At 65.9% G+C, this 14,819-nt stretch carries 18 protein-coding genes and 1 riboswitch; all 18 genes read left to right on the top strand.

Annotated elements, in window-relative coordinates; genetic code table 11:
* Positions 1-573 precede the first annotated feature (573 nt).
* The 18 genes from ABEA07_RS02000 to tolQ all read left to right on the top strand — a co-directional run bounded on the left by ABEA07_RS02000 (position 574) and on the right by tolQ (position 14,805).
* A complete protein-coding gene (locus ABEA07_RS02000) occupies positions 574-1,404 on the top strand; it encodes a lytic transglycosylase domain-containing protein (protein WP_345535538.1) in 831 nt (276 codons plus the stop codon).
* Between the two features lie 41 nt (positions 1,405-1,445).
* A riboswitch (ZMP/ZTP riboswitch) is annotated at positions 1,446-1,572 on the top strand.
* Between the two features lie 42 nt (positions 1,573-1,614).
* Entirely contained in the window at positions 1,615-2,859 is a 1,245-nt protein-coding gene (gene glyA, locus ABEA07_RS01995; RefSeq protein ID WP_345535537.1) for a serine hydroxymethyltransferase, read from the top strand.
* A gap of 30 nt (positions 2,860-2,889) precedes the next feature.
* Entirely contained in the window at positions 2,890-3,333 is a 444-nt protein-coding gene (gene nrdR / locus ABEA07_RS01990) for a transcriptional regulator NrdR (protein ID WP_345535535.1), read from the top strand.
* Between the two features lie 144 nt (positions 3,334-3,477).
* Positions 3,478-4,083: a type IV pilus modification protein PilV gene (gene pilV, locus ABEA07_RS01985; RefSeq protein WP_345535534.1), complete on the top strand. Its 606-nt coding sequence runs from the start codon at positions 3,478-3,480 to the stop codon at positions 4,081-4,083.
* Positions 4,080-5,048, top strand: a complete 969-nt coding sequence (locus tag ABEA07_RS01980) for a PilW family protein (RefSeq protein WP_345535532.1) — start codon at positions 4,080-4,082, stop codon at positions 5,046-5,048. Before pilV ends, ABEA07_RS01980 begins: the two co-directional genes overlap by 4 nt.
* Before the next feature lie 2 nt (positions 5,049-5,050).
* On the top strand, positions 5,051-5,686 hold the full coding sequence (locus ABEA07_RS01975; protein WP_345535531.1) for a pilus assembly PilX family protein: 636 nt from the start codon (positions 5,051-5,053) through the stop codon (positions 5,684-5,686).
* A 120-nt stretch (positions 5,687-5,806) separates the two neighbouring features.
* Positions 5,807-6,745: a hypothetical protein gene (locus tag ABEA07_RS01970; RefSeq protein ID WP_345535530.1), complete on the top strand. Its 939-nt coding sequence runs from the start codon at positions 5,807-5,809 to the stop codon at positions 6,743-6,745.
* Between the two features lie 20 nt (positions 6,746-6,765).
* Positions 6,766-7,353: a hypothetical protein gene (locus ABEA07_RS01965; RefSeq protein WP_345535529.1), complete on the top strand. Its 588-nt coding sequence runs from the start codon at positions 6,766-6,768 to the stop codon at positions 7,351-7,353.
* Complete coding sequence (locus ABEA07_RS01960; RefSeq protein WP_345535528.1) at positions 7,350-7,826, top strand: type IV pilin protein; 477 nt, start codon at positions 7,350-7,352, stop codon at positions 7,824-7,826. Before ABEA07_RS01965 ends, ABEA07_RS01960 begins: the two co-directional genes overlap by 4 nt.
* Positions 7,823-8,422 (top strand): GspH/FimT family pseudopilin, encoded by a 600-nt coding sequence (locus ABEA07_RS01955; protein WP_425584057.1) that lies wholly within the window; start codon positions 7,823-7,825, stop codon positions 8,420-8,422. The genes ABEA07_RS01960 and ABEA07_RS01955 overlap by 4 nt, the downstream gene beginning before the upstream one ends.
* A 37-nt stretch (positions 8,423-8,459) precedes the next feature.
* Entirely contained in the window at positions 8,460-9,557 is a 1,098-nt protein-coding gene (ribD, locus tag ABEA07_RS01950; RefSeq protein WP_345535526.1) for a bifunctional diaminohydroxyphosphoribosylaminopyrimidine deaminase/5-amino-6-(5-phosphoribosylamino)uracil reductase RibD, read from the top strand.
* 46 nt (positions 9,558-9,603) lie between these two features.
* Positions 9,604-10,257: a riboflavin synthase gene (locus ABEA07_RS01945; RefSeq protein WP_345535525.1), complete on the top strand. Its 654-nt coding sequence runs from the start codon at positions 9,604-9,606 to the stop codon at positions 10,255-10,257.
* On the top strand, positions 10,254-11,414 hold the full coding sequence (gene ribBA / locus ABEA07_RS01940; protein WP_345535524.1) for a bifunctional 3,4-dihydroxy-2-butanone-4-phosphate synthase/GTP cyclohydrolase II: 1,161 nt from the start codon (positions 10,254-10,256) through the stop codon (positions 11,412-11,414). Before ABEA07_RS01945 ends, ribBA begins: the two co-directional genes overlap by 4 nt.
* Positions 11,411-11,881: a 6,7-dimethyl-8-ribityllumazine synthase gene (ribH, locus tag ABEA07_RS01935; protein ID WP_345535523.1), complete on the top strand. Its 471-nt coding sequence runs from the start codon at positions 11,411-11,413 to the stop codon at positions 11,879-11,881. The genes ribBA and ribH overlap by 4 nt, the downstream gene beginning before the upstream one ends.
* 8 nt (positions 11,882-11,889) lie before the next feature.
* On the top strand, positions 11,890-12,423 hold the full coding sequence (gene nusB, locus ABEA07_RS01930) for a transcription antitermination factor NusB (RefSeq protein WP_345535522.1): 534 nt from the start codon (positions 11,890-11,892) through the stop codon (positions 12,421-12,423).
* Positions 12,420-13,628 (top strand): pyridoxal phosphate-dependent aminotransferase, encoded by a 1,209-nt coding sequence (locus tag ABEA07_RS01925; RefSeq protein ID WP_345535521.1) that lies wholly within the window; start codon positions 12,420-12,422, stop codon positions 13,626-13,628. Before nusB ends, ABEA07_RS01925 begins: the two co-directional genes overlap by 4 nt.
* The gene (locus ABEA07_RS01920) at positions 13,625-14,092 is read left to right on the top strand and encodes a tol-pal system-associated acyl-CoA thioesterase (protein WP_345535520.1); all 468 of its coding nucleotides are present in this window, start codon (positions 13,625-13,627) and stop codon (positions 14,090-14,092) included. Before ABEA07_RS01925 ends, ABEA07_RS01920 begins: the two co-directional genes overlap by 4 nt.
* On the top strand, positions 14,089-14,805 hold the full coding sequence (gene tolQ, locus ABEA07_RS01915) for a protein TolQ (protein WP_086923700.1): 717 nt from the start codon (positions 14,089-14,091) through the stop codon (positions 14,803-14,805). The genes ABEA07_RS01920 and tolQ overlap by 4 nt, the downstream gene beginning before the upstream one ends.
* Positions 14,806-14,819 lie beyond the last annotated feature (14 nt).

Below are 14,819 nucleotides of genomic sequence, written 5' to 3'. Positions count from 1 at the left end.
ACCAGAGACGCTTCCCAGAAAGTAGAAAGCCCGGGGGCCAGACATTGACGTCTGGCCACCGGGCTCGATGGCTGGCGCAAGGCCCATGCCATCTTTTCGCTGCACCGGAAGTTTCATCGTTCCGGTCATGCTGGCAGCAAGAGATTGCCACCATCGGGCCTCGGCCACTGAACCGTTCGAGGGATGTCTCCCGGTTCCGGACCTCGGTCGAACGCCCGAATATTCGGGCTTCGTGAGGGTAGAACCCCGCCCGCGAGATTGCAAATGAGCTTTTCAATGGCCGAGGCGGTGGCGATTCACGGGCGTTTCCAAAGCTCCATTATTCATAAAACAATAATTTGATATTCTTGACCTGATATTAAGCGCCTCCTAAAATCGCCGCAGCCCGAGCCGCTCAACCCCAGGCCGGGATTGCACCCTTACCGCCGCCGAAATCTTTCGGCTTACATCAGGCTCCCGCGCCTCCACTTCTCGCGCGGAACCTGACTCGTACCCATCCACAAGCGCTGCCGCCTCTCCGCAATGCCCTTTTCGGGACTGCGACGCAGGTGCCGCACAGAAGGAGGAAGAGCGATGAACAAGGCGTTTGACGCCACAGCCCGCGGGCTGCGGACATTCGTGTCCGATGTGGCCGAAGGCTTTTTCGAAGTGACCCACAACGGCTTTGCCCTGCTTGGGCTGGCCTGCGTGTTCGCCGTGCTGACGCTGGTCGCGCGGCCGGACTTGCGCCAGTCCGGCGAGGAACAGCTCATGGGCTGGCTGCAGTCGCGCAAGGCGCCGCCGGAACCGACCGACCTTCAGCCCACGGCCATCGACCGCACGACGGCTGCGAGCCCGCACGAGTTGCCGAAGCCGCAGGCCGCGGTGGCCTACTGGTTGAGCAAGAAGTACCGCGTCGCCGTCGAGCCCCTGAGCGTGCTCGTCTCCGAAGCCTTCGAGCTGGGCAAAAGCACCAAGCTCGACCCCACCCTCATCCTGGCCATCATGGCCGTCGAATCCAGCTTCAACCCCTTTGCCCAGAGCCACGTCGGGGCCCAAGGCCTCATGCAGGTGATGACCCGCGTTCACGGCGAGAAATACGAAAGCGCCGGCGGGACCCTCACCGCCTTCGACCCGGTCACCAACATGCGTGTCGGCGTCAAGGTGCTGCAGGAATGCATCGCCCGCGCGGGCTCGCTCGAAGGCGGGCTCAAGTACTACGTCGGCGCCGCCAATCTGTCCGACGACGGCGGTTACGCGAGCAAGGTGCTCGCCGAGCATTCGCGCCTGCAGCAGGTGATCGCGGGCCGCACGCCCTCCACCACGCCGACGCCGCCCGGCCTGCGGGCCCAGCCGCTGCCGGTGGTCGCGCCGGCCAAGCCGGAATCCGGCAGCAATCCGAAGGTGGCGCTGGCCGATCTGTGAGAGGCCTTTGAGGCCACGGGCGCACCGCTGTCAGCTACACTCGGGCGGCGCGCGACTGGCGATAGGCGCGGTGCCCTGCAGGTGCCCTGCGCTGACGTGGATGACCACTGGGAAGCGCGCCGCCTGCGGATCTCGGCAGGCGTTCCGCCGTTCGCCTGGGCAGCCCTTGTTTGGTTGAAGAACAAGGACCACCGTTCTCAAAGGACTGCCATGTACCACCGCCAGACCCTGGTCGAACAGACCGATCCCGAACTCTGGGCCGCCATCCAGGCCGAAAACGCCCGCCAGGAACAGCACATCGAGCTGATCGCGAGCGAAAACTACGCCTCGCCGGCCGTCATGGCCGCCCAAGGCTCCCAGCTCACCAACAAGTACGCCGAAGGCTACCCCGGCAAGCGCTACTACGGCGGCTGCGAGCACGTCGACGTGGCCGAGCAACTGGCCATCGAACGCGTCAAGCAACTCTTCGGAGCCGATGCGGCCAACGTGCAGGCGCATTGCGGCGCCTCCGCCAACGAGGCCGTGATGCTGGCCTTCCTCAAGCCCGGCGACACCATCATGGGCATGAGCCTGGCCGAAGGCGGCCACCTGACCCACGGCATGCCGCTCAACATGAGCGGCAAGTGGTTCAACGTGGTGAGCTACGGCCTGAACGACAAGGAAGAGATCGACTACGACGCGATGGAACGCAAGGCGCACGACGCCATGCCCAAGCTCATCATCGCGGGCGCTTCGGCCTATTCGCTGCGCATCGACTTCGAGCGTTTCGCCAAGGTGGCCAAGGATGTTGGCGCGATCTTCATGGTGGACATCGCCCACTATGCCGGCCTGGTCGCCGCAGGCGTCTATCCGAACCCCGTGCCTCACGCGGACGTTGTCACCTCCACCACCCACAAGAGCCTGCGCGGCCCGCGCGGCGGCATCATCCTGATGAAGTCGCAGCATGAGAAGGCGATCAACAGCGCGATCTTCCCAGGCCTTCAGGGCGGCCCGCTGATGCACGTGATCGCGGCCAAGGCGGTGGCCTTCAAGGAAGCGCTCTCGCCGGAATTCAAGACTTACCAGCAGCAGGTCGTGACGAACGCGCGCATCGTGGCTGAAACGCTCGCCGAGCGCGGCCTGCGAATCGTCAGCGGTCGCACCGAGAGCCACGTGATGCTGGTGGACCTGCGTGCCAAGGGCATCACCGGGAAGGAAGCCGAGGCAGTGCTGGGCAGCGCGCACATGACGATCAACAAGAACGCCATCCCCCACGACCCCGAGAAGCCGATGGTGACCAGCGGCGTGCGCATCGGCACGCCGGCCATGACCACGCGCGGCTTCAAGGACGAAGAGGCACGCATCACCGCCAACCTGATCGCCGATGTGCTGGACAACCCGCGCGACCCTGCGACCATCGAAGCGGTCCGCGCCAAGGTGCACGCGTTGACCAGCCGCTTTCCGGTCTACGGCTGATAAGCGTCGCCCTCTCACGCCGGCATACGCATGAAGTGTCCGTTCTGCGGCCACCTCGAGACGCAGGTTGTCGAGACCCGCGTGTCGGAGGACGGCGACTTCGTGCGGCGCCGCCGGCAATGCGGCGCTTGCGAAAAGCGCTTTACCACTTACGAAAGGCCGGATGTCAATTTCCCGGTCGTCGTCAAGAAAGACGGCAGCCGCGCCGACTTCGATGCCAAGAAGGTGCGCGCATCGATGATGTTGGCGCTGCGCAAACGGCCAGTCACCATCGAACAGATCGATCATGCGCTCTTGCGCATCGAGCAGAAGCTGTTGTCCAGCGGGCTGCGGGAGATCGACTCTACGAAGGTCGGCGAACTCGTCATGCGCGAGCTCAAGCGCATGGACAAGGTAGCCTACGTTCGCTTTGCCTCGGTGTACCGCAGCTTCGAGGATGTGGACGAGTTCCGGCAGTTGCTGCGGGATATCTGACAAAAGCTCGCGCGCCATTGTGATTTCGCCAGAAGGCCATGATTAGCGGCCTGAAGGCACCGCCCAGCGGCCCTTTTTCGTCCACGCCCCCTCCCAGAATCGTCGCCTAGGTCGCCCGCAAGTGGCGGCAACTCAGGAGAGACGGTGCAAGCGAGGAATCAGGGAAACAAAGGTGCGTCGGGTTTTGCGCTGATCGAAGTGATGATCGCGCTGCTCGTCCTCTCGTTCGGACTATTGGGCATGGTCGGGTTGCAGGCGAGAGCTTTGCAGAACAACCGAGAAGCCCGCTACCAGTCCATTGCCGTCAGCCTGGCCCAAGAGCTGGCCGAAATGATGCGGGGCAACAAAGACGTTGCGATGCTGGCGGCTCACAACCCCTACCTGGGTGATTTCTCCGCATCTCCGCTGAAGCCCTCCGACGCTTCCAACTGCCGCCTCACAGGCGACTCTCCCTGCGCCAGCCCGACCGACGTTGCCGTGGCCGAGTTGACCGACTGGCTAGCGCGCGTCGATGTCAGCCTTCCAGGCGCACGTGCCAGCGTCTGCCTGGATTCGGCTCCCTACAGCACCAGCGGATTGCCCCAGTGGCCTTGCACGGCGAGCCCGGGTTCGGACACGGTTGTCATCAAGATCGGATGGACCCAGTTGTCGACGGACGCCAGGGCACTCGACCGCAGCATCCGAACCGACTCCGCCGGCAGCCGCCCCGGCATCGTTCTGCCGGTGACGGCGGGAAGCACCACGCCATGAAGCAAGCATCTCGGCGTCGATCCGCAGGCATGACGCTCGTCGAACTCATGGTCGCGATGGTCGTGGGATTGATGATCGCCCTTGCCGCGGCCTCTGCCCTCGTTGCTGCGCGCCGCGGCTTTGCCACTGTCGATGCAGCGTCTCAGTTGCGCGACAACGCCCGCTTCGCGACCGAGTTCATCCGGCGGCTTGCCGTGCAGGCTGGCTACAAGGATCTGGCCTTTGCGGCAACCAAGCGCGGCTCCGCCGTCGGTCTCAGTGCCGCTCCGCTGCCCCAGGTGTTCGGCTTCGACAACGCGATCGCAGACAGAAACTCACTCGCCGCCGGTGCCACGCGACCCCCCGACACGTTTGGTGATGTTCTGGTTCTTCGCTTCCAGGCCACCGAAACCTTTCCCGGCTCGGGCAAGGCCGACGAGGCCATGATCGATTGCGCCGGTGTGCGTGCCGATTCGCTGCCGACGAACAGGGACGATGTACGCACCAGCGTCCTGTTCGTGGCGCCTTCCAACGATGGTGAGCCGGCACTGAAATGCTATCGATCGGACACGGGTTCACCGCCCTTCAAGCCGGCAGATGTGCTGGTGCGAGGTGTTGAAAACTTCCAGGTCATGTATGGCGTCGACGGCGTGAAGCCCGGTGCCGCCATTGATGCGGCAGACCCCACTTCGAAGCCCGATTCCGTGCCGGAACGATACCTGCGGGCCGACCAGTTCACCGTCCCGGGCGATCCAGCGGCCACGCAGGCGAATTGGCGACGCGTGCGCAGCCTGCGCATCGGCATGGTTCTGCGCAGCGATCCGGGAGCCGCCGTGGAGACGAAGTCGACAACGCTGTATCCGCTGGGCGGTTCCGCCTTCGCCTCGACCCAGGACGAGGGCACGATCTTCGTCACGCCTGCCGATAACCGGCTGCGTCAGGTCGTGACCTTCACCGTCCATCTGCGAAATGACCAGGGACTTTGAAGATGCGCCGATCCACCTGTTTCCGCAGTGCCTCGTCAGCGCGTCGTCAGGGCGGCTTCTCGCTGATCGTCGTGCTCCTCATCCTGATCGTCGTTTCGATCCTTGGCGTCGGGGGCGCACAGATCGCCCTGCAAGGCGAGCACAGCGCGCGCAACGACCGTGACATGCAACTGGCCTGGCAGGCTGCCGAAGCCGCATTGCAGGATGCAGAGTTCGATATCCACGGGCCAGGAACCAACAATCGCAGCGCCCTTCTCGGATCTCTGCGGGACACCAGCAGCTTCATCGCCGACTGCGGCACCCACGACACCTCGGCTGCCGTCAGCAGTCTAGGACTTTGCGCGTTGGTGGCGACGGGGACACCCGCCTGGCTGAAAGTGAATTTCATCGTCACCAACGCACAGGCACGCACCGTGAAGTTCGGGACCTTCACGGGCCGAAATTTCGCTGCCAGCGACACCGGATCGACCAACGGCATCGAGCCCTTTCAGGCCCCCCGCTACGTGATCGAGCCCATTCCCGATCCTGGTAACCGCGATCTCTCCTCGACCGGCAGCTACGTCTATCGAGTGACTGCCATGGGATTCGGACCGCGGCAGGACATCCAGGCCGTGACCCAGATCATTTATCGAAACTAGATCGGCAGTACAACGATGATCGCCCCTCCCAGCACTTCCACACACAGGATCAATCGCTTCCTGCGTCCCCGATCGTGGAGCCAAGTTCAGCGCCTCCTCGCCGGGGTCCTCGTCCTTGCCATGGCCATCGCCGTCTCGCTGGCCGTGCGCAGTCAGACGGCGCCGCCCGCCATACCACAAGTCTCACTGTCCAGCGATCCGCTGTATGCCACCACGTCGGGCGACAAGCCCACGATGACGCTGGCGCTCTCTGTCGAATGGCCCACGGCGGGCGCACAGTATTTCAAGGGCCCGGACAGCAAGATCGACGACACCTACTCCAACACAACGGAGTACATCGGCTACTACAACACGGAGGCCTGCTATACGTACAACGACAGGCCGACGGAAACGCCGGACTCCGGACAGACGGCCGCTGACTACAAACGATTCGAGCGCACCGGCCCAGCGACCGCCCGAAAGTGCGCCGACGGATTCAGCGGCAACTTCCTGAACTGGGCCACCGGTTCGGCCATCGACATGCTGCGACTCGCCCTCTCCGGAGGCGACCGTTATATCGACCGTGAAGACCTGACCATCCTGCAGCGGGCCCACATTCCCGCGGGCGATCCGCAATGTCTGTGGAACTCCACCAGCTTTCCCGCCAAGCAGCTGCAGCGCGACGGGGGCGGCACCGGCACTTACTGGGGCGCCGTCCCCGTTGCCATGCGGCGGGCCGCGGGCGTCAACGATATTTGGGTTGCCAACCTGCTCAATCGCGTTTTCTTCGGAACCGCCCGTGGGGGCACGTGCGGTACGGCCGGCGTCTATACCGGCAACGGCACTTACACGCTCGGGGCCGACGTGCCCATCCGCGCCGTCGGACCGATCGCTTCCAGGAACGAAACCCTGCCCGGCGATGCATCGCCGGCCTGTGCCACGGAGGGAGGCACTTGCACGTTCTCCGGCATCAAGGAAGTCTGGTATGGAGCAGGCACAAGTTGGTTCGTGGCACCCGCATCCAACTCAGTCAAATGCAGTGCATACGAGGTGTTCGGCGACCCTGCCTATGGCGTCTAGGCACCAACTCGTTCTATGTGGTGAATGATGACGGAACGAACCGAGCCGACAGCAGCGCAGCATCTCCAACAAGCGCCATCACGGGCCGCGGACGGCTCCAGGCCGGCACCATCGACAGCTCGACGGGCATCATCGATGTGCCGACCTTCGTCTGGGGCCGCCCCACCAGCGACAGCGACACGACCCAACGATCCGGCTGGTACCTCGACTTTCCGAGCACGGGCGAACGCCAGGTGAGCGGCATCTCACTGGCGGGCAGCACCCTCATCTTCAACAGCCTGACACCCAACGCCAACACCACGACCAGCGTCTGCGGCGCGGGAGGCGGCAGCGGGCGCGAGTACCGCCTTGATGTCGACACCGGCGACGGCGCATCCAGAGTCTCGACGGTCGGCCTTCTGGGCGAGAGCATGGCCATGCGGATCACTTCGGCGACGACGTCGAGCACGACGGACAGCACCGGCCGGCGGCACCGCACCGTGACGACGCAAAGCATCGCCCAGGGGACGATGGGCTTGGCTACGAGCAGTACGGTCACCCACGACGAAATTGCCGGTCGCCTCAGCTGGCGCCAGATTCACAACTACCAAGCTCTGAAGGAGCGATGATGACTAAACGATCCCAGAAAGGCTTCACGCTCATCGAGCTCATGATCGTGGTCGCCGTCATCGCCATCCTGGCAAGCATCGCCTATCCGTCCTACCAATGGGCGGTGGTCAGGGGCAAACGCGCCCAAGGACGCACGGCCATCCTGGAGCTGCTGCAGCAGCAGGAGCGCTACATGACACAGTACAACAGCTACATGAAGTTCTCCAATGTTGGAGGAGTGACCAGCCCTGCCACCATTCCATTCAAGGCCTACGCCGGCGACAGTCTCACCGGCACGCCCTACCACCTGTCGGCAGAGCCCTGCACTGCTGCTACCGACGGTGAGAAGGAGTGCATCCGAATCAAAGCGACCCCGACTTTTTCCGATTCCGAAGCCGGCACGCTGTGGGCAACCAGTTCCGGCATCAAGAACTGCGACGGCACCGCCGGCACCACGCCGCCGGCTGCGCCGCCGAAGGTGTGCTGGCAATGAGGCCGCGCCGCAGCAGCCGCGCAGTCCGCGGCTTGACCCTGATCGAACTGTTGGTGACGCTGGCCGTCGCGGCGGTCCTGATGACGATCGCCGTCCCCAGTTTCCTCGCCTTTCAGCGCAATTCCGAGCTCACATCGGCTGCGAACGGTCTGGTCGCGAGTCTCGCGACAGCCCGTGGCGAAGCCATGAAGACGGGGAAGCCGGCGATGGTTGTGCCTGCCGATGGATCGTCGTGGAACAGTGGTTGGGTGGTCTTCCTCGACAAGGACCAGAACGAGGCGTTCACCGAAAGCGGCGACCAGGTGATCTTTCGGCAAGCTGCCTTGGCTTCTCATCTTTCCGTGAGCGCCTCCGGCACCGCAGATGGATCGGCACCTTACATTCTGTTCGATGGGTCAGGCTACCCGAAGAAGAGATCGTCAAATGCCCCCCCCTGGGGGAACTTGACGTTCAGCATCGTACGCAATGACGTCGCCGATTCCACGCGCTGGGACCAAACACGCCGCGTTATGATTTCGAAAGCCGGACGCATCCGCTCGTGCCGGCCCGCAAGCGCCTCCGATAGCCAGTGCAGTGGCCCCGATTCCGACGATTGATTCGCTTCCTTCAGATTCGACGCCAGCCGCCGATGCCATGCGGCTGGCGCTGGATCTGAGCGCTTCGGCCCGCTTGCTCTCTCAGCCCAATCCATCTGTCGGTTGCGTCATTCTGTCGCCGGACGGCGAATGCGTCGGGCGAGGCCACACTCAGGCGCCCGGTGGTCCACATGCCGAGATCATGGCATTGCGCGACGCCGCGGCGCATGGTCACTCAGTCGCTCATGCGACTGCCTACGTCACCCTCGAGCCCTGTTCCCATCAAGGCCGCACCGGTCCTTGCTGCGACGCCCTAATCGCAGCAGGAGTCCGCAAGGTCGTGGCATCGCTGACCGACCCCAACCCCCTCGTCTCCGGCCAGGGCTTCGAACGCCTGCGCGCCGCCGGCATCGAGGTCGAGGTCGGCCTGGGCGCAGAAGAGGCGCGCGAGCTCAACATCGGTTTCCTCAGCCGCATGATCCGCAAGACGCCCTGGGTGCGGCTCAAAGTCGCATCCTCGCTGGACGGCAAGACGGCCTTGCCGGATGGCACCAGCCAATGGATCACCTCGGAGGCCGCACGCGCCGACGGCCATGCCTGGCGCGCACGTGCCGGTGCCGTGCTCACCGGGGTCGGCACGGTGCTCGAAGACGATCCGAGGCTGGACGTGCGGCTGGCCGAGACGCATCGGCAGCCGCCCCTGGTGGTGATCGACAGCCGCCTGCAAACACCCCCCGCCGCGCGCATCTTCGAGCCCGCCCGCCCGGTCTGGATCTACGCCGCCGTACCCGACTCCGCAGCGCAGGCCGCACTGGAAGCCCGCGGCGCCGAGGTGCGCTACCTGCCCGACCCCCGCGGCAAGGTGGACCTCGCCGCCGTGCTGCGGGACCTCGCCGCACGCGAGATCAACGAACTGCATGTCGAAGCCGGCCACAAGCTCAACGGCTCCCTGATCCGCGAGGGCCTGGTCGACGAACTGCTTCTCTACATGGCGCCCAAGCTCATCGGGGATGGCCTGGGCATCGCGAGTCAGCCCCATGCGGCCGGCCCCCTGACCCGCCTGGACCAGGCCCTGCCGCTGCAATTCAAGTCCTGCGAGACCATCGGTCCGGACCTGCGGATCATCGCCCGCGTGGCAGGCCGCGACCGCTTCTGACCGCCCGCGCCCGGGGCGACCTTCGCATCTCTGCGAAAATGTTGCGATGTTCACCGGAATCATCACCGGCGTGGGGCGCATCGCCGCCGTCCATGACCTCGGCAGCTCTTCATTTCACGGCAAGCGCCTCGGCATCACCACGCCTGCCGGCTACCTGGACGACGTAGGCCTCGGCGACAGCATCGCCCTCAATGGCGCCTGCATGACCGTCACTTCCCTCGATCCGGCGCAGCATCTCTTCACCATCGACATTTCGGCCGAATCGCTGGACAAGACCGCCGGCCTCGCCGAGCCCGGCGGCCAGGTCAACCTCGAAAAAGCCCTGCGCGCCAGCGATCGTCTCGGCGGCCACATCGTCTCGGGCCATGTGGACGGCATCGGTATCGTCAGCCACTTCGCCCCCGTGGGCGAGAGCTGGCAGCTGCGCGTCCTGGCGCCGCCCTCCCTGGCCCGCTTCCTCGCCTACAAGGGCTCGATCACCGTCAATGGCGTGAGCCTCACCGTCAATCGCGTGACCGACAGCGCCGACGGCAGCGAGATCAGCATCAACCTCATTCCCCACACGGTAGAAAACACCGCGCTGGGCAGCCTGCAGACCGGGAGCCGCGTGAACCTCGAGATCGACACCGTCGCGCGCTACGTGGAGCGCATGCTCCAGGCCGGCGCCCTGCCGTCTTCCCCCAAGGACCCCACGCCATGAACGCCGCCGTCACCCCCATTACCGCCACGCGCAGCGACCTCGCGCCGGCACCCATCTCCCCTGTCGAGGACATCGTGGCCGAATTGCGCGCCGGCCGCATGGTGATCCTGGTCGACGAGGAGGACCGCGAGAACGAGGGCGACATCGTCATCGCGGCCGACCACATCACGGCCGAATCGATCAATTTCATGGCGCGCCACGCACGTGGCCTGATCTGCCTGACGCTTTCGCGCGAGATGTGCGAGCGGCTCAACCTGCCGCCGATGGTGGCGCGCAATGGCGCCAAGCACTCCACGGCGTTCACCGTCTCGATCGAGGCGGCCGAAGGCGTGACCACCGGCATCTCCGCCGCCGACCGCGCACGCACGGTGCAGGCGGCGGTCGCGCCCAATGCGGTCGCGTCGGACCTGGTGCAGCCGGGCCACATCTTCCCGCTGCAGGCGGTGGATGGCGGCGTACTCATGCGCGCCGGCCACACCGAGGCCGGCTGCGACCTCGCCGCCATGGCCGGCTGCTCGCCCGCCTCGGTCATCTGCGAGGTGATGAACGAAGACGGCACCATGGCACGCCTGCCCGACCTGCAGCGATTCGCCGCCGAGCACGGCCTCAAGATCGGCACCATCGCCGCGCTGATCGAGCACCGCAGCCGCACCGAGTCGCTGATCGAAAAAGTGGGCTGCCGCGAGATCCACACCGCCTGGGGCTGGTTCACCGCCCATGCCTTCCAGGACAAGCCCAGCAAGGGCGTCCACCTCGCCCTGGTGCGCGGCAAATGGAGCCCCGACGACACCGTGGACGTGCGCGTGCACGAGCCGCTGTCGGTGCTCGACGTGCTGGAAGTCAACCGCTCGATGCACTCCTGGAGTCTCGACGCCAGCCTGGCCCACATCGCGGCCCAGGGCAAGGGCGTGGCCGTGTTCCTCAACTGCGGCGAAACGGGCGCCGAGCTGCTCGCCCAGTTCGACGGCACCGCCAGGCCCGCACAGGCGCCCGAGCGCGGCCGCATGGACCTGCGCAGCTACGGCATCGGCGCCCAGATCCTGCGCAGCTGCGGCGTGCACCGCATGAACCTGCTGGGCACGCCGCGCCGCATGCCCAGCATGGCGGCCGGCTTCGGACTGGAGATCGCGGGCTACATCACGAAGGAAGAACAATGAAGGATGCCAACAAAGGCAGCGCAGCCGCCCTGGACGGCCGCGGGCTGCGTATCGGGATCGTGCAGGCCCGCTTCAACGAGGACATCACCGACGCGCTCGCCACGGCCTGCCTCGGCGAACTCGGGTCGCTGGGCGTCGCCGGCGAAGACATCGACCACATCGGCGTGCCGGGCGCACTCGAGGTGCCCATCGCGCTGCAGGCCCTGGCCGAACGCAACCGCTATCACGCGCTGATCGCCCTGGGCTGCATCATCCGCGGCGAGACCTATCACTTCGAACTCGTGGCCAACGAGTCGGGCGCGGGCGTGAGCCGCGTCGCCCTCGACTACCGCATGCCGATCGCCAACGCCATCCTCACCACCGAGAACCTCGAACAGGCGGTCGCGCGCCAGACCGACAAGGGCCGCGATGCGGCCCGCGTGGCAGTCGAAATGGCCCGGTTGCTGGCGCCGGCCGATCGGCCCTGACCTTCTCCATGACCGACGACACCAAGACCAGCGGCGAACGGCCGCGCCAGTCCCGTACCGGGCTCAAGAGCACCGGCGCCCGCAAGGCCTCCGCCAAATCCACGCGCAGCCGCGCGCGCGAGTTCGCGCTGCAGGCGCTCTACCAACACCTGGTGGGCCGCAACGACGCGGAATCCATCGACCAGTTCACGCGCGACCTCTCCGGCTTCCACAAGGCCGACGCCGCCCACTACGACGCTCTGCTGCACGGCGCCATCGCCACCGCGGCGGAGCTCGACGCGCTGATCGTGCCCCTGCTCGACCGCAGGCTGGAAGAGATCTCGCCGATCGAGCACGCGGTCATGTGGATCGGCGTCTACGAATTCCAGCACTGCCTCGACGTGCCCTGGCGCGTGGTGCTCAACGAATGCATCGAGCTCGCCAAGGAGTTCGGCGGCACCGACGGCCACAAGTACGTGAACGCGGTGCTCAACGGCCTGGCGCCGAAGCTGCGCCCGGCCGAGGTGGAGGCGGACCGCGCCAGCGGCAAGGCCAGGCCATGAGAATCGCCGAGCGCGCGCAGCGCATCGAGCCCTTCTACGTGATGGAGATCGCCAAGGCGGCCTCCGCCCTGGCGCGCGACATCGCTCACACCGACCGCCCGATGATCTTCCTCAACATCGGCGAACCCGACTTCACCGCCCCGCCGCTGGTCCAGGAAGCCGCGATCCGGGCCGTGCGTGCGGGCGCGACGCAGTACACCCCTGCCACCGGCCTGGACGCACTGCGCGAGTGCATCAGCGGTTGGTATGCGCAGCGTTTCAACGTCGACGTGCCGGCCCGCCGCATCATCATCACCGCCGGCGCCTCGGCAGCGTTGCAGCTGGCCTGCCTGGCGCTGATCGAGGCCGGCGACGAGATCCTGCTTCCCGACCCCAGCTATCCCTGCAACCGCCACTTCGTGAGCGCGGCCGAGGGCCGTGCGGTGCTGGTCCCGACCACGGCGGCCGAGCGCTTCCAGCTCAGTGCCGCCAAGGTCGAGGCTGCCTGGACCGAGCGCACCCGCGGCGTGCTGCTGGCCTCGCCCTCCAATCCGACCGGCACCTCCATCGAGCCCGGCGAGCTGCGCCGCATTCACGAGGTGGTGACCCGGCGCGGCGGGATCACGCTCATCGACGAGATCTACCTCGGCCTGTCGCACGACGACGTCTTCGGGCAAAGCGCCCTGGCCATCGATGACCAGATCATCAGCATCAACAGCTTCAGCAAATACTTCAGCATGACCGGCTGGCGCCTGGGCTGGCTGGTGGTGCCCGAAGCCCTGGTGCCGGTGGTCGAACGGCTCGCGCAGAACCTCTTCATCTGCGCCAGCACGGTGGCCCAGCATGCGGCCCTGGCCTGCTTCGATCCGGCGAGCATCGCCGAGTACGAGCGGCGCCGCGCGGAGTTCAAGGCCCGGCGCGACTGGTTCATCCCGCAACTCCAGGCCCTGGGGCTGGACGTACCGGTCGTGCCCGACGGCGCCTTCTACGCCTGGGCCGACTGCTCGGCCTTCGGCGAGAAGCTGGGCATCGCCAACAGCTGGGACTTCGCCTTCGAGGCGATGAAAAAGGCCCACCTCGCCGTCACCCCGGGCCGCGACTTCGGCGCGGCCGAAACCGCCCGCTTCGTGCGCTTCTCCACCGCCAGCTCGATGACGCACCTGCAGCAGTCGGTGGAGCGCCTGCGGACCTGGGCCGCCACGGGTACGGTGGGCGCGGCGGCATGAGCTTTGCCTTCCCGATCCGCGTCTACTGGGAAGACACCGATGCCGGCGGCATCGTGTTCTACGCCAACTACCTCAAGTACATGGAGCGCGCCCGCACCGAATGGCTCCGCTCGCTGGGCATCTCGCAGGGCAAGCTGCGCGAAGAGAGCGGCGGCATCTTCGTGGTCAGCGAAACCAGGCTCAAGTACCATCGCCCGGCCCGGCTTGACGACGAGCTGCTGGTCACGGCCGAGCTGCAACAGGTCGGCACCGCGTCTCTCGTCATCGCCCAGCGCGTGCTGACACGCCCGGCGCACGCCCCCGCCGACAATCCTCCCCCGGCCGATGGCCCCTTGCTGTGCGAAGGCAGCATTCGCATCGGCTGGGTCCACGCAGACACGCTGCGGCCCACGCGCATCCCGGCGCAGGTTTCGGGAACCCTCGCGCCCCATGCCGGCTCCATGTCTCAACCTCAGAAGCCATGAATCAAGACCTCTCGATCCTCTCCCTCCTGCTTCATGCCAGCCTGCCCGTGCAGCTCGTGGTGCTGCTGCTGGTCATTGTCTCGGTCGCCAGCTGGGCGGCGATTTTCCGCAAGTACTTCTCGCTCAAGCGCACGCGCTCGCTCAACGAGGATTTCGAGCGCGAGTTCTGGTCGGGCACCAGCCTGAACGAACTCTTCTCTTCGGCGGCCCAGCACGCCAAGTTCGCCGGCCCGATGGAGCGCATCTTCGCCTCCGGCATGCGTGAGTATCAGAAGCTTCGCGAGCGCCACGTGACCGACGCCGGCACGCTGCTCGACGGCTCACGCCGTGCCATGCGGGCCAGCTTCCAGCGCGAGCTGGATGCGGTGGAACAGAACCTTTCCTTTCTGGCCACCGTCGGCTCGGTGTCCCCCTACGTCGGCCTGTTCGGCACTGTCTGGGGGATCATGCATGCCTTCACGGGCCTGGCGGCGCTGGCGCAGGTGACGCTGTCCACCGTGGCGCCCGGCATTGCCGAAGCGCTGGTCGCCACCGCCATCGGCCTGTTCGCGGCCATTCCGGCCGTCGTAGCCTACAACCGCTTTGCCCGCGAGATCGACAAGATCGCCATCGGCCTGGAGACCTTCATCGAGGAGTTCTCCAACATCCTGCAGCGCAACCTGACCGCGCACATCGTCAATCCGGCCTCGATGGGACCGGCCACCGTGCGCTGAGAAGCCCGAGGAAA

This window comes from Variovorax defluvii (assembly GCF_039541515.1).
In the GTDB taxonomy this organism is placed as follows: domain Bacteria; phylum Pseudomonadota; class Gammaproteobacteria; order Burkholderiales; family Burkholderiaceae_C; genus Variovorax; species Variovorax defluvii.
This window is presented reverse-complemented; position numbering and strand designations above follow the sequence as displayed.

Coding starts and splice junctions, on each gene's coding strand:
- ABEA07_RS01980 (WP_345535532.1), top strand. CDS start 4,080: ATGAAGCAAGCATCTCGGCGTCGATCCGCAGGCATGACGCTCGTCGAA.
- ABEA07_RS01960 (WP_345535528.1), top strand. CDS start 7,350: ATGATGACTAAACGATCCCAGAAAGGCTTCACGCTCATCGAGCTCATG.
- nusB (WP_345535522.1), top strand. CDS start 11,890: ATGACCGACGACACCAAGACCAGCGGCGAACGGCCGCGCCAGTCCCGT.
- ribBA (WP_345535524.1), top strand. CDS start 10,254: ATGAACGCCGCCGTCACCCCCATTACCGCCACGCGCAGCGACCTCGCG.
- ABEA07_RS01975 (WP_345535531.1), top strand. CDS start 5,051: ATGCGCCGATCCACCTGTTTCCGCAGTGCCTCGTCAGCGCGTCGTCAG.
- ABEA07_RS02000 (WP_345535538.1), top strand. CDS start 574: ATGAACAAGGCGTTTGACGCCACAGCCCGCGGGCTGCGGACATTCGTG.
- glyA (WP_345535537.1), top strand. CDS start 1,615: ATGTACCACCGCCAGACCCTGGTCGAACAGACCGATCCCGAACTCTGG.
- ribH (WP_345535523.1), top strand. CDS start 11,411: ATGAAGGATGCCAACAAAGGCAGCGCAGCCGCCCTGGACGGCCGCGGG.
- ABEA07_RS01970 (WP_345535530.1), top strand. CDS start 5,807: ATGGCCATCGCCGTCTCGCTGGCCGTGCGCAGTCAGACGGCGCCGCCC.
- tolQ (WP_086923700.1), top strand. CDS start 14,089: ATGAATCAAGACCTCTCGATCCTCTCCCTCCTGCTTCATGCCAGCCTG.
- ABEA07_RS01925 (WP_345535521.1), top strand. CDS start 12,420: ATGAGAATCGCCGAGCGCGCGCAGCGCATCGAGCCCTTCTACGTGATG.
- ABEA07_RS01920 (WP_345535520.1), top strand. CDS start 13,625: ATGAGCTTTGCCTTCCCGATCCGCGTCTACTGGGAAGACACCGATGCC.
- ABEA07_RS01945 (WP_345535525.1), top strand. CDS start 9,604: ATGTTCACCGGAATCATCACCGGCGTGGGGCGCATCGCCGCCGTCCAT.
- nrdR (WP_345535535.1), top strand. CDS start 2,890: ATGAAGTGTCCGTTCTGCGGCCACCTCGAGACGCAGGTTGTCGAGACC.
- ribD (WP_345535526.1), top strand. CDS start 8,460: ATGCGGCTGGCGCTGGATCTGAGCGCTTCGGCCCGCTTGCTCTCTCAG.
- ABEA07_RS01955 (WP_425584057.1), top strand. CDS start 7,823: ATGAGGCCGCGCCGCAGCAGCCGCGCAGTCCGCGGCTTGACCCTGATC.